At 32.2% G+C, this 12409-nt stretch carries 15 protein-coding genes and 4 pseudogenes; 6 read left to right on the top strand and 13 right to left on the bottom strand.

Annotated elements, in window-relative coordinates; genetic code table 11:
• Positions 1 to 269 precede the first annotated feature (269 nt).
• From ACXY7N_RS26425 to ACXY7N_RS26435, 3 genes and pseudogenes are all read left to right on the top strand, one after another.
• A complete protein-coding gene (locus ACXY7N_RS26425; RefSeq protein ID WP_488592747.1) occupies positions 270 to 572 on the top strand; it encodes a hypothetical protein in 303 nt (100 codons plus the stop codon).
• Between the two features lie 23 nt (positions 573 to 595).
• A pseudogene (locus ACXY7N_RS26430) lies at positions 596 to 1095 on the top strand (tyrosine-type recombinase/integrase); the annotation flags it as partial.
• Positions 1096 to 1159: 64 nt separating this feature from the next.
• Positions 1160 to 1798 (top strand): DUF1643 domain-containing protein, encoded by a 639-nt coding sequence (locus ACXY7N_RS26435; RefSeq protein ID WP_488592748.1) that lies wholly within the window; start codon positions 1160 to 1162, stop codon positions 1796 to 1798.
• 345 nt (positions 1799 to 2143) lie between these two features.
• Here ACXY7N_RS26435 and ACXY7N_RS26440 read toward each other — a convergent pair whose 3' ends face one another.
• The 4 genes and pseudogenes from ACXY7N_RS26440 to ACXY7N_RS26455 all read right to left on the bottom strand — a co-directional run bounded on the left by ACXY7N_RS26440 (position 2144) and on the right by ACXY7N_RS26455 (position 5785).
• Positions 2144 to 3259, bottom strand: coding sequence for a hypothetical protein (locus tag ACXY7N_RS26440; RefSeq protein ID WP_488592749.1), 1116 nt, complete (start codon positions 3257 to 3259; stop codon positions 2144 to 2146).
• A gap of 151 nt (positions 3260 to 3410) precedes the next feature.
• Entirely contained in the window at positions 3411 to 5009 is a 1599-nt protein-coding gene (locus ACXY7N_RS26445) for an RES family NAD+ phosphorylase (protein ID WP_488592750.1), read from the bottom strand.
• A gap of 54 nt (positions 5010 to 5063) precedes the next feature.
• Positions 5064 to 5305: pseudogene (locus ACXY7N_RS26450) on the bottom strand (transposase).
• 30 nt (positions 5306 to 5335) lie between these two features.
• Entirely contained in the window at positions 5336 to 5785 is a 450-nt protein-coding gene (locus ACXY7N_RS26455; RefSeq protein ID WP_488592751.1) for a helix-turn-helix domain-containing protein, read from the bottom strand.
• Between the two features lie 237 nt (positions 5786 to 6022).
• On the opposite strand from ACXY7N_RS26455, the gene ACXY7N_RS26460 reads away from it, so the two are divergent.
• The 3 genes from ACXY7N_RS26460 to hfq all read left to right on the top strand — a co-directional run bounded on the left by ACXY7N_RS26460 (position 6023) and on the right by hfq (position 7632).
• Positions 6023 to 7117, top strand: a complete 1095-nt coding sequence (locus ACXY7N_RS26460; RefSeq protein WP_488592752.1) for a response regulator aspartate phosphatase — start codon at positions 6023 to 6025, stop codon at positions 7115 to 7117.
• Positions 7114 to 7254, top strand: coding sequence for a hypothetical protein (locus ACXY7N_RS26465; protein ID WP_173927884.1), 141 nt, complete (start codon positions 7114 to 7116; stop codon positions 7252 to 7254). The genes ACXY7N_RS26460 and ACXY7N_RS26465 overlap by 4 nt, the downstream gene beginning before the upstream one ends.
• Before the next feature lie 192 nt (positions 7255 to 7446).
• A complete protein-coding gene (gene hfq / locus ACXY7N_RS26470) occupies positions 7447 to 7632 on the top strand; it encodes an RNA chaperone Hfq (protein ID WP_336577388.1) in 186 nt (61 codons plus the stop codon).
• Positions 7633 to 7935: 303 nt separating this feature from the next.
• Here hfq and ACXY7N_RS26475 read toward each other — a convergent pair whose 3' ends face one another.
• From ACXY7N_RS26475 to tnpA, 9 genes and pseudogenes are all read right to left on the bottom strand, one after another.
• Positions 7936 to 8229: an ArsR/SmtB family transcription factor gene (locus ACXY7N_RS26475; RefSeq protein ID WP_488592753.1), complete on the bottom strand. Its 294-nt coding sequence runs from the start codon at positions 8227 to 8229 to the stop codon at positions 7936 to 7938.
• 87 nt (positions 8230 to 8316) lie between these two features.
• Positions 8317 to 8745, bottom strand: coding sequence for a disulfide oxidoreductase (locus ACXY7N_RS26480; RefSeq protein WP_488592754.1), 429 nt, complete (start codon positions 8743 to 8745; stop codon positions 8317 to 8319).
• A gap of 42 nt (positions 8746 to 8787) precedes the next feature.
• Positions 8788 to 9074: pseudogene (locus ACXY7N_RS26485) on the bottom strand (hypothetical protein).
• Positions 9075 to 9147: 73 nt separating this feature from the next.
• On the bottom strand, positions 9148 to 9351 hold the full coding sequence (locus ACXY7N_RS26490; RefSeq protein WP_488592755.1) for a hypothetical protein: 204 nt from the start codon (positions 9349 to 9351) through the stop codon (positions 9148 to 9150).
• A 51-nt stretch (positions 9352 to 9402) separates the two neighbouring features.
• Positions 9403 to 10047 carry a thermonuclease family protein gene (locus ACXY7N_RS26495; protein ID WP_488592756.1) on the bottom strand — a complete coding sequence of 215 codons (645 nt, stop codon included), beginning with the start codon at positions 10045 to 10047 and terminating at the stop codon, positions 9403 to 9405.
• 44 nt (positions 10048 to 10091) lie between these two features.
• Positions 10092 to 10301, bottom strand: coding sequence for a hypothetical protein (locus ACXY7N_RS26500; protein WP_488592757.1), 210 nt, complete (start codon positions 10299 to 10301; stop codon positions 10092 to 10094).
• Between the two features lie 174 nt (positions 10302 to 10475).
• A pseudogene (locus tag ACXY7N_RS26505) lies at positions 10476 to 10631 on the bottom strand (topoisomerase C-terminal repeat-containing protein); the annotation flags it as partial.
• 150 nt (positions 10632 to 10781) lie between these two features.
• On the bottom strand, positions 10782 to 11861 hold the full coding sequence (locus ACXY7N_RS26510) for an RNA-guided endonuclease InsQ/TnpB family protein (protein ID WP_488592758.1): 1080 nt from the start codon (positions 11859 to 11861) through the stop codon (positions 10782 to 10784).
• Between the two features lie 5 nt (positions 11862 to 11866).
• Positions 11867 to 12268, bottom strand: coding sequence for an IS200/IS605 family transposase (gene tnpA, locus ACXY7N_RS26515; protein ID WP_488592759.1), 402 nt, complete (start codon positions 12266 to 12268; stop codon positions 11867 to 11869).
• Between the last annotated feature and the right edge of the window lie 141 nt (positions 12269 to 12409).

Genomic DNA, 12409 nt, shown 5'->3' on the forward strand with positions numbered 1-12409 from the left:
TTTCTAAAAGAAATATTATTAACATCTAACAAATTAATTATAATGTCATTTTTACATTAAAATACATGAATATATGCATTTAAATTATTATTAGAAATTCTATAATTACTTGTCTTTATTTTCTGATTTTAATTGTTAAATAGTTTAAAATTAACTTTATAGTAACCCATTTTGCTATGATAATAATTAAATAGGATTAGGATACTTCTATAAGAGATGGGAATATAGATACTAAATTATAGAGTGAAAAGGAAAGAGGTGGAGTTTATTTGTACAGAAACTTGTTGAATTTTTCATTATATTGTATTCTAAGTATTTTTATATATTTAACAATTTATTTCATCGCTTTAAAACCTGCTATTATTACTGCAACATCCGTAGAATATAATAGGTTGCAATTTATTATGCTATTACTTCTACTCATTTTAGTTTCTATGATATATGGTTTAATAATAAAAAAATTAATTCGGCATAATTCTAGATCATCCCATTCTATTGCAAATGAAAGTGTATTATTTATATTTAGTCATATTTTCACTGCACTTATTTTCTTTTTTATTATATCTATTTAGGCTGTTATACGAGTACCAGGTAAGATATAGCCATCATTAGCCTCACTTTAGGCACTGGCCTTCGAGTTTCTGAGGTAGCTAGTCTTACTATCTCTAGCATAAACTTCCGTCAGGGTACCGTAAAAGTGATTCGTAAAGGTAATAAAAAATCTTCCATATTAGCCACGCGCTCTTGCTTAGATGGTGTTCAGGAATATATTAAGGTTCGTCCTAGTAAATATAGCTGTCCTCAAGATGAAGACTTACTTTTCTGACAAATTATAAAGGGAAATATACGCAGCTAACAGTTAGAGCTATACAGAAGTTAATCGATAAATATACAAGTGCATTTGATGAGAAACGCAGCCCGCATAAACTACGACATACCTATGCTACAAATCACTATAAAGAAAACAAGGACCTAGTATTATTACGTGATCAACTTGGCCATACCTCTGTAGAAGTTACTAGTATTTATACTAATATTAATAACGAGAAAAAACGTGAGGCTGTTGATCGCTTGGAAAGAAGACAATTTGATTAATAATTACTTTGTATTCAATAAGAATTAATAGGTGTAACGAAGTCTAATTAGGAAGTGAATGCAAGTGAATTCAAATGTAATTAAGTGTGTACGCTACCCTGCAGGTTGTATAGTCCAAAATATATCACCTATAGTCGATGTTAATAAGAGGTATTCATTAGAGGTTTCTATTAATACTTCTAATGCTAAAAGTACGGCTACAGTCATAATGATGAATCCAAGTAAAGCAACTAAAATTTGCTCCGACGATACTGTTAATAAAGTATTAAGGTTCTTTAAAAAATATAAAAATATACCCGTTAAAAAGGTTACAATATTAAACCTATTCCCTTACTATGTAACCGACTCTGCAGAGCTCGCAAATTACGTTGATAATAATGACTCTAATGACCTTCAAGAAAATATATACAGATTTGAAAATTATATTGATGAAAGTGATTTAATTGTACTAGCTTGGGGCGATGTACCGTCAGGTTTTAGTGCTAAAACGCATAATGAATATGTCAAAAAAACTATGGATATTATTACAGCAGCCCAAAAGAAAAATGTTGTTTATGTATTCAGGGATAATAGGTTTGCTAAAAATCAAATTATCACACAAAAACAAAGACCTAGGCATCCTAACAGAATATCTTTAGATGATTTGCACAAAATTCAAAGCTATTCATTTAATCGCGGCTTACTAAAAATTAAACTGAAATAAAGCCTTAAGAGATAATAAGTTTGTTGAATTTATGTCTTAAAAATATAACACCCATATATCAGTTCATTTAATATATGAGTGTTTAAAATGTTCTATATGCCTTTTGTAGCCTTGGAATAAAGTTTGATTAAATTAACCTAATAGACCTTGATAAAAAAGCAGATAGAAAAAGTGTGTTTTGAAAAAAAGATTGATCAAAACACACTCTTCTATATTCAATTGAATCATCTTTTAATAAAAAAGTTTGATAATTTTTTTATCCTTACTCAATTAAAGCGCCCGTTTATTGAATATCTAAATGAATTTTTATGTTTTAGAATCTAACCGATACACAGAACCTAAATGTTACTCATCTTCTTGGTACGTTCTAGGGGTAAGCCTTCCCTCGTCGACTTTCTCTAATAGTTTCTGATTTATAATAAGTTTCCTTATTATTATTTCTTCTGATAAAACATTCTTTGTGACATACCCATCGAGCAATAACGAAGCGAAGCATTGTGCATCTATGGCCTGTTTCCTTTCAAGGTCAAAAGGTATCGTTCCATAACTATGTGCAGCTGCATTTCTAAGTTCAAATAGTTTATAGTAGAAATCCATATATGTAGTTTCATCATTTGTGAACTTATCATCTGGATTTATACCAATTTGGTTTATCCATTTTTGTTTATGCTCTAAAAATCGACTTCTATTATCTTGTCTAGGAGGTTTTCCTATTAATGCTTCAACACATCTGCAAGCTTGTACAATTGCTGCCTCATAATCAGATATTAGATTTGCTTGCTCCCAAAGTTCTGGTTCATGACTTGGGTGATTTTTATAAGATTTTCGACCTAACTCACATATTAAACAACAATAATGTGTTTTCATAGATGCATAAAAGTTACTCATAGCAGTATATGCCTTATCATCCCTTAAAAGCAGTTCTATAAGTGGAGAAAGCTCAGATAAATCAGTGAGCTGTAGAATAGTACCATTCAGTAAACTATATCTGTCGGAGTCACCACCATATATTATCTGCTCTGATATTGATTCATTCGAATCAAAATAATAACACCATTTATACTCCATATCCATAGTGTGCTCAAAGCACGTAGAGTAAGAGTATGATAGTTGAATAACTGTTCCAATGTTCTTCCAGAAATTTTTATTCTTTACATCTTTTGAGACCCTTGAGACTAAAGCAGTATATGAATCCTTTGTATGTGTCCATAAGAATAATTCTTCATCACCACATTTCATTAACAGAACAAAGTCATGTACTTTAGGCATAAAACTGTTATCAAACTTGATTCCTTTTATGAAAGCATGATTACAAACATCATTTGGAATATCAGTTGGAAAGTATTGGTCCACTTGTGCCTGTTTTTCATACATTTTTTTAAGTCCACTTTCAATTCCTTTTGTAAGCACCCTTTCAAATTCATCTAAAAAAGCATTGTCTTTACTATTATCACTGTTCATAAAATTCACCCCATATCAAATAAAAATAGTAAATTATTTAATTCTCTACAGCCTGGCTCGATTATTGAACAAAGAAATACTCTACGAAACGAATCTTTTTATCCAACTTTTTACAAGTTATCAATCTTTATTATAAATTCCCCTAACTATATTAGAAAGGAAAATCAGGTTCATCTATTTTTACTAAAGTTGAAATATTAATTTTAGCTATACGATCACTACAATACGAAACTACACCTATATATAATTCGGATTGTTCTTGACTCACTTCAATTATATAGCGAATAACATTTTCATTATGTATATTAATAAAATACTCAACCTCTGCACTTAAGCTAAAGTTACTTTTTTCTATATTATCTACAAAGACACTATCTTTCCCATCTAAAAGTTCCTGTAGTTCAGATAAATATCTACTTATTTCAGCGAATTTCCGGAATTTTATTTTTCCAAGTTGTAAAAGTGTATCTTTTTGTATATCTTCTATATTATTAATAGATTCAATTACCTCGTACTCTACTTCGGCTCCAATATACTTTATATACTGGACATCTTCAAGTTTTAGCCACTGGGAAAAATAAAACAATTCGTCCTCATTATTGAAATTATAATCAACATAACATTCTCTACATAAATTAGGGTTTGGGCCACAAAATAAGACGTAGTTATATGTACCTTTTACTTTGCTACTTTCATATTTAATTCCGTCATAACCAAGCTTTCTAACATATTCAGAAAGCACCTGTGTTGCAACATATTCCAAATCTGTATCTTCTTTAGATATAGTTTTACTTATTTCATCAATAAACTCATCAATAAATTCAGATAACCATATCCATTCGTGTTTATAGTTATCATCAAAAATACTCATTAATTTTATTTCGGCATTTTTAGATAAATCTAGTAACTTAAGATTCATTCTTGGTGAAAATCTTCCTGCTAAATAACTTTTATTTTCGCTAGCACAAATCTCCTCTAGCCCAGTTTTTATATCAGTGGTTAAATATGTGTACGATATTCCTGCTGGACTCATTCTATTGTTAGTAGAGTATATAGCAGGTGCAGGTGCAATCTCTTTAAATAAATTTAAACTACTTAATTTCTTTCCTTCCGCTTCTAAATCCATCCCCCTTGCTCTATATAGGATTGTTTTTTCATCAATTTCTGCTTCCATCAACATAAAAACATCATGTAAGCCAGACAATAGCGCTTCTCTTTTAGAACCTGATGGCGAAATATCGAAGTATCTATTGTAATATTTACAGGTATTTTTAAATTCCTTCCAAATATAATATTCTGATACATTTTCAGTCCCATACAATGCATTTCTCAGTACGAAGCACTCACTTTGAATATCCTCAAAGACATCCGTATCCCCATCTTTTTTATCCCAATCAGATGGACCACTCTCATCTATTAATTTTTGCAGTAAAACTGTGGCAGCCTCCTTATCATACGCTGCGGAAAAAATACGTTCATTCCAATAAAGAATATCTAAAATAGATTCACCTGTCTCTTCCCCATCGAACCCAATATATGCCTTTTCTTCCGAATCCCACATTGAACCAGTAAAATCCTCCACATGGTCGTATGCACGCGAAAATCCCTCTCTAATAAACTCTCCAACCCCTTCAAGTTCACCAATATTTACTTCTTCACCATCACAAAAATCACAATTACCAATCATATCTTGAGATTGTATATACATAACTATTTCTTTCTCATCAAAACACTCTTCACAACAATGCACTTTTGACTCCCTCTCTATTCAATTTATCAAAATGTATTTTTAAAATTTTTTATATTATTTTTGCACCGCATTATACCACTTATTTATTTTCTCCTTATAATACTTCTCCACCTCGTATTCCGGTATCCAAATTTCATGTTCTCTCGGTTTCAATCTACGGTATGAACCTTAATCTTCTCTATATAAGCCTCTCTCATCCAATTTGATATGGTTTCACGCTGTTTTTGCTTTAGGTGAGACCATTTCTTATTGGTTTGTAGAAATTGACCTTTAGAATCCCTTGTATGATTCTTCATTGAACGCTACCTTCCTTATTATATTTTTACTTATTTCTTATTCGAACCGAAGACACAGCGCATTCCAAATCGAGTCACAGCATATGTAGTGCCAATTTTACGGATTGAGCCTTTTGGGAAATCATTTATTCTTTTACGTAATGTCGATGATTCAATTCCCCATTCTTCTATTGCATCCGTACTACTCATAATTTCGTTATCCAATAGATTAAGGTCTTCCCATTCTACATCTTCAAAATCAAATCCATCCACCTCTAACTGCTGCAGCATGTCTCTTTCATCCCCTTTTACCGCAAACAAATTAGGATCCTCTCCCTGATGGACTTCTTCTAACACTTCTACATTTAGATACTCATGGTCAGTTATCTCAATCGAACTATTCTCAGATATATAATAATAGATACCTTCTTTTACTTTGAATATAGCCTTATTCCATATACCATCTGCACTAGTATCCTCAAAAATCCGTTCTGCTTTCATAAATATTCATTCCCCTTTCACGCAAACGTGATATTTCCCAACTTACCTCAATCATATTACGTTTGTGTGATTTGTTAAAGGAGGACGTACAAAATAAATGTAAGTGGTCGTTTTCAATTAACTGTTTTTTCTGAATTTTATTGAAAAATAAATATAAAATAGTTAAATACAAAGGGGATTTTGCTACAATGGTAATATATAACATTAGCATATTTCTATAGGATGGAGGAATATATTATGATTGTTTCAATAAAAGGGAATGAGCAAGTTACCAAAATGTTAAATGAATGGTATACAGAGATTCGTGCCAGACATATAGGGGCGGCACATAAATTAAAACTTGAAATTGATCAAAAAATACACAATATTGAAGAGGATCAAAACCTACTTTTATACTATGCTCTTTTAGACTTCCGTCATCAATATATGATTGATAGTTTAAGTATTGGAAAAGATAGTTTTGATAAAGTCGATTCATTGGATGTACCTGCAGATCAGTTTTTACAATACTACTACCACTTTTTTAAAGCTATTCATTCAAATATTACAGGTAATTTCACAAGTGCAAGGGAACATTATAACAAAGCTGAGGAACTATTAAATCATATTCCTGATGAAATTGAACATGCTGAATTTTATTTCAAACTATCAACTTTCCATTATCATATCTACAAGCCACTTGCGGCTATCAAAGAAGCTACTAAAGCAAAGGGTATCTTTAAAAAGCATACAGGATATGAGACTAGTATTGGATTATGTGATAATTTAATTGGATTAGCTTGTACTCATTTAAAACAATTTGAGGAAGCTGAAGAACATTTCATTACGGCTATTAATACATTTAAAAAATCAGGTGAAGAAAAATTTATTACGTTTGTGCGTCACAATTTAGGATTAATGTATGCTGGCCAGAATTTATCTGAACTAGCAATACGCTATTTATCTGAAGTTATACAGGAACTCCCTAAAGATTATAAAGCAATCTTTATTAAAGCTAGGGAACATATGAAAATTGGTGAAACCCAGGAGACTTCTAACCTTATAGATAAAGGATTAGAAATTTGTAGAGAACTTAAAAATGAAGAGTACGAACATCACTTTTTAATTTTAGAAAAATTTAATCAAAAAGTAACTGCTGACGAATTAGAAAAGACAATTAAAACAGGAATCTCCTATTTTGATAGAGAAGACCTACATGAGTACGTACAAGAATACGCTAAAAAATTAGCGGTTTTATTCCATCAAGAAAATAACCGTTCAAAAGCAAGCGATTATTTTTATCTTAGCCATCAAGCAGAAGAACAAAACTTTGAAAAGGAGGCTTTAAAATGAAAAAAGTAATGTTTAGCTTAATTGGATTAACAGCCGTATTCACGTTTATGTTTAACGCTAACAATGTAACTGATACACAAAAAGCTCTTAGCGAGGATAAAGTCGTACAATATGCTCACGGCCATACTGGTGGATGATAAATAAACAAAGGTCTTCACTTCATTGTGAGGGCTTTTGTTTTTATATAAAGGTACCCCTTGTAAAAATTATAAAAATATTATTTTAAAATCTTAATATACAATAAAAATGTTAAACTTAAATTATTCCTTTTGTCCCCATAAGAAGGATCTAAAAAGATTAGAACATTTAAAGAGAGGAAGAAACCATTCATGCATACACAAGAAGATTTTTACAAAAAATTAATAGAGGAAAAAAGATTAGTAACGATATTTTTAATAAACGGCGTAAGAGTACCAGGAATCATTATCGCTGTTGATAAATTTTCAGTGCTAGTTTCCAGTCACGGAAAGCAACAATTCATTTATAAACATGCTATTTCAACAGTTTCTTTATAAATATATACCATCTGAAAATTTTATTTGAATATTGTTAATTGATTAAATAACAAAAAAAGGAATCCTTATAATAAGGATTCACCCCAGGAAATATACGTAAATAAAAAGAATTAAGTTTATTATAATATAAAAGTAAACGAAACATATTGAGAAACAAAAATAAGCTTGAAGTTTGATAGGAAAGAATAATATTTGCTATACTAACTACACACAAATATATGCAAAAACACAAATGAAATAAGGGCAGCTTGGCATAGCTGTCCTTATTTCATTATTATTCTCGTAATCTGCTATTTAAGTTATTTATAAACCTAGTACACTAACAATCTGACATGCTTTTGAATTTACAATATGATAATACATCTCTAATCCCCTTCTTTCCGAGCGAAGAATCTTCCCACGCATTTTAGACAAATGCTGAGATACGGTAGATTGAGGGACATCTAATAGCTCCGTTAATTGTGTTACATTACAAATTTTGCGGTGTTCTAGCTCCTTCACAATTTGTAACCTAACTGGATGGGCCATAATCTTTAATAATTCTACATCCGCCTCTGGGATTTTGTACATTTCATTAGTTGCTTGAATAGTTGTCATTTTAATTTCTCCTTTTATAATTTCGTTTTATTTTAATTATCTATTTTTAAGTATGTTGTGTTTACTTGAGTACATTGTTCATAACCACTATATTGTTTGTTCTTTTGTCTCTCTATCAGATTTAATATATAGAAGTATTATGATGGCTAGAAATCCAATAAAAGATAGCATTGGTATCGAGATGAAACCGAATAAATTTAAGTAATCTTCTGTACAAGAAACCCCTACAGAACAAATCTTCATCTCACTAATAGGAAACGCTTGAATTGTAATTTGATATACAGATAACATTAAACCGATACACGCAAATGGAAATGCATACGTACTGACGTGCGGATCTTTTCTATACATTCCTATCCCCAATATTAATACTAATGGATACATGGCCATTCTTTGGTACCAGCACAAATCACATGGAGGCAGCTTCATCCATTCACTAAAAATTAAACTTATAAGCATTGCACTAGTAGCTATCGTCCAAGCAATTGCAATGTGATACTTTTGAATGATCGACATCTTATTTTCGCCTCACGTTTTTTTTAAAATGCAAAACATTTGCTAATATATGACCAGTTTATTTCCGTGTTTCGAGTACCCTGTTTCAATAGAAAGTATCCAATCGTTGATATCTTTCCAGTCGTATCCCCCTCTTTTAATTCTAGAGGGAAAAGATTTTCAAAATCACCACGCATTTCGTACATGATTTCTAATGCTTTTTCTAGCGGACCAAATCTATATACCATGTGTGTATGTACTTTTTTGTTTTTCTTTTCTGCTACAACTAAATATACATACCGTCTTTCTTTCGCTAAAACAAACTTCAAAAATCCAGGTACTTGACTCACCTTTCACACTCCTTTTCGGTTTTCCTTACCAAGCTTAAAAAGATATGAGTAAGGAAAACTATTAAGTTTTAATTTACTGATTTAATAAATGTCCCGTTTTTCTGCTTTGAAAATACAAGAAAACGCTCATCATCACAATATTTATTACACCAGCTGCAGCACCGATTTTGGAGATAACATACACATATTCATTATTACTAAATGGTAATAGGCTCGCGAAAATAAATAAAATTGAAATGATAAAGGATAAGAGCATATTTCTTTTGTTTTCATCCATTCAAAAAACCTCCATTTTGCACAAATATTTGTATTTCAATGGATTAGGGTGCTAAGCTGCATCATTACGGTTATAATGCCGTTTCTTTTCATTTACAAACCCTTTAATGCTCCACACTCCAGCCATTGCTTCTTTTGCTTCTTTTTCTGCCTCTAGCATTTCGGGTAGTAATGTAGTATTAGGTTTAGAAATATAGGCTATAATCCCATAACCCGACTTGGCCATTAATTCATTGATGTGTATACAATTACAAAATACATAAGCCAATTTCCTACTGTACTTGTCTTCTTTTGGTCCTTGATCATAAACCAAGGTTACACTTTTTCCATCTAGCTGTTTCTTTAAAAAGGAAGAAGCTTCTTTTCCCATCTTTTGTGGTGGGATTTTTTGAGATACAGACTCAGGGGTATCCAATAACAGTAACCTAACCGTCTGTTTCTGCCCCTTTACGTTCACGTCTATCGTATCTCCGTCTTTTATATGTAATACCTTCCCTTTAACGGTCTCTAAGCCTTTTAATTTCCTCTTATAAGCTTCTGGAATATCAACAATATCTTTCCCTTCTACGTGCTGTTGTATTCCGTTTTGTACTGCTTGGGCAGGTCTCGAATCATTTTTTGTTTGCGCGGAACTGCTGCATGCTGACATTTGAATTACGAATGATGTTATACAAATAGCTTTAATCCATATTTTCATATCAAAATTTCTTGCTCCTACTTAAAATATGTAAATAGCTGCGTCTAATAAACAAACGGACTTTCCAATGTATTTACTTCTCGATAATTACAACATAGGCAAAACTGTATCCATTTTGGATGATCAATATATTGTTCTCTAAATGAACGTTTCTTACAATTCGGGCATATTGACGCCATACTTTCTTCATTCTCTTCCTGACTTTTCAATTTTTCAAAAGATACATTAGCAGATGCTATATTACTGGTACACAATATATATCCCCCTTTTGAGTCTTGAAATCTTAAAAATACATAAAAAAGGACACACCTATGGCATATGTATGCGTAGGTGTGTCCTTTTGCAAGATAGTTTTAGAAGTATTTTGTTACTTTCATCATATCATATTTCTTATTAACTTTATATATGAAATTTAAGATTTTGCGATATTATTTCTTCTTCTCGTTTATAAACTTGAGTCTCTTCTGTGCGGAGTCATATGTTAATTTTGCACCGAATAATTTCCCCGTTTTTTTCGATTTAAATCCTTGTATTGTATCAGTCATATTCTTTTCTAATAATTTCTTAATTTGACTAGCTTTGACACTCCCACGGCTAAAGCCGCAAGTCCTACACCTTACGGTGTAACGGATGGGATTTTTGAATGACTAACCGTTCGCAGTTCATTTCTGTTTTGAACAGCCTTCAAGATGAGGGTGTGCCATCACCCCTCCTAAGACAGACCATATAGGTTCTTAGGCTGATTGACTATTACCATCAATCACAGTTGCGTAGCGAATGTTCATCGCCCCAACGATATCACGGTGCTTCTCAAATCCACATTGGCACTTATATTTTCTATCTTGTGCTTTGTTCTTTTCAGAACACTTCGGACATGTTTGACTTGTATAAGAAGGGTTCACATATTCGGTCTTTATACCAACTAATTTCGCTTTGTACTCGATGAATTTCGCTAGACGAAAGAATGACCAAGTGTGTAGATTTCTATCGTTTTTACGGCTTGTTCGTGCCGACTGTCTAATGTTCGTTAGTTGCTCTAATCGAATGACAGAGATATTATTATTCGTTGCGAAATCAACGATTTCACGACTCACTTTGTGGTCTTGGTCTTGCATCCATCTTTGTTCTTTATCATCAAGTTGCCGAAGGGCATTCAATTTCTTGGCTTCTCCTAACTTTTTGCGAATACTACGAAACTTACGTTTCATATATTTATTTTGTCTACCGTTTCCGAAGAAACGAACCTTATCATCGTTTGTGATGGCCACTGCAGGAACTTTAAGACCTAAGTCCACTCCTAAAATTTTTGTTCCCATTTTTTCATTTGTAGGGATTGTGACAGACATTTGAGCGATCCATTTAGCAGATTTCTTTATGATACGAAGTGTACCTAACTTATGTTTCAATAATTCAAAATTCCGATTGTATTTGCCAGTTAATAAAGCACGAATCTTGAACCGAGTTGACTTTCCATTTACCATAAAGGGCATTGAAATGTGTGTGAAGTCAAATGAATAGTTTTGATTATTCCACACGCAAACAGGTCTTTTTAGAATCGGAACAATTTTGTATTTACTCTTTTTCACTTTTGTAGAAAATATACTTTTGGCATCTTTAATCGCTTGATTTTTAACCGCGCTTGGAAGGTTGGCTTTAATATCCTTTGTACTTTTCTTCGTGCTTTTCTTCGCTTCAACCATTTCAGATACCAGTGTATTGATGAGTTTGATATAATCGGAACTACTTTGTTCCAATAGCCTAATTTGTTCTTTTGTCGGAAGCAATTTAACTTTGACCGTGATGGTTTGTGTCACAAGTTTCACCCTCTCGTTTTTTGACTTTCAACATAATGTTGCATTGTTTCACTTGATACATTCCCAGCCGTAGAAATAAAATAGGAACGTGTCCACAGACTTGGCAAATGCACGAGATGAGAAAACTCTTCTCTTAAACGCTTCGACGTCACGCTTTTAACTTTCGCCATAATGTCCGCAGGACTAAGTGTTGGTAGTGCATTTAAGAACAAGTGGACATGGTCTTTGTCACATTCCATTGCAATAATAACAATATCTAGTTCGTTACATAACTCTTGAACCAACGCTTTGAAACGTTCTTCTACTTTTGCATTAAGGAAAATCTTTCTTCTGTATCGTGGGCAAAACACAAAATGGTAGTTAATTAAGGAAACGGTTGTTTTGGTTTTTCTATAATCGTTTATCATACCTACAATGTATCAGTTCGATTAAAAAAACTGCAACGAGAAAAGTAAAAAATTAAAGAATACCCACATTTTGGATACGGAGTGCCACAAACCTTGCGGTTATTTAGTAGCACTCCGTATCCACCCTGACTTTCATCCCAT

The sequence above is a fragment of the Bacillus sp. 5w2 genome, from assembly GCF_054353775.1.

Bases quoted from the DNA above. Each gene is read 5' to 3' on its own strand.
- ACXY7N_RS26440 (WP_488592749.1), bottom strand. From the start codon at position 3,259: ATGAACAGTGATAATAGTAAAGACAATGCTTTTTTAGATGAATTTGAA.
- ACXY7N_RS26490 (WP_488592755.1), bottom strand. From the start codon at position 9,351: ATGGATGAAAACAAAAGAAATATGCTCTTATCCTTTATCATTTCAATT.
- ACXY7N_RS26455 (WP_488592751.1), bottom strand. From the start codon at position 5,785: ATGAAAGCAGAACGGATTTTTGAGGATACTAGTGCAGATGGTATATGG.
- ACXY7N_RS26495 (WP_488592756.1), bottom strand. From the start codon at position 10,047: ATGAAAATATGGATTAAAGCTATTTGTATAACATCATTCGTAATTCAA.
- ACXY7N_RS26465 (WP_173927884.1), top strand. From the start codon at position 7,114: ATGAAAAAAGTAATGTTTAGCTTAATTGGATTAACAGCCGTATTCACG.
- ACXY7N_RS26480 (WP_488592754.1), bottom strand. From the start codon at position 8,745: ATGTCGATCATTCAAAAGTATCACATTGCAATTGCTTGGACGATAGCT.
- ACXY7N_RS26475 (WP_488592753.1), bottom strand. From the start codon at position 8,229: ATGACAACTATTCAAGCAACTAATGAAATGTACAAAATCCCAGAGGCG.
- ACXY7N_RS26460 (WP_488592752.1), top strand. From the start codon at position 6,023: ATGATTGTTTCAATAAAAGGGAATGAGCAAGTTACCAAAATGTTAAAT.
- hfq (WP_336577388.1), top strand. From the start codon at position 7,447: ATGCATACACAAGAAGATTTTTACAAAAAATTAATAGAGGAAAAAAGA.
- tnpA (WP_488592759.1), bottom strand. From the start codon at position 12,268: ATGATAAACGATTATAGAAAAACCAAAACAACCGTTTCCTTAATTAAC.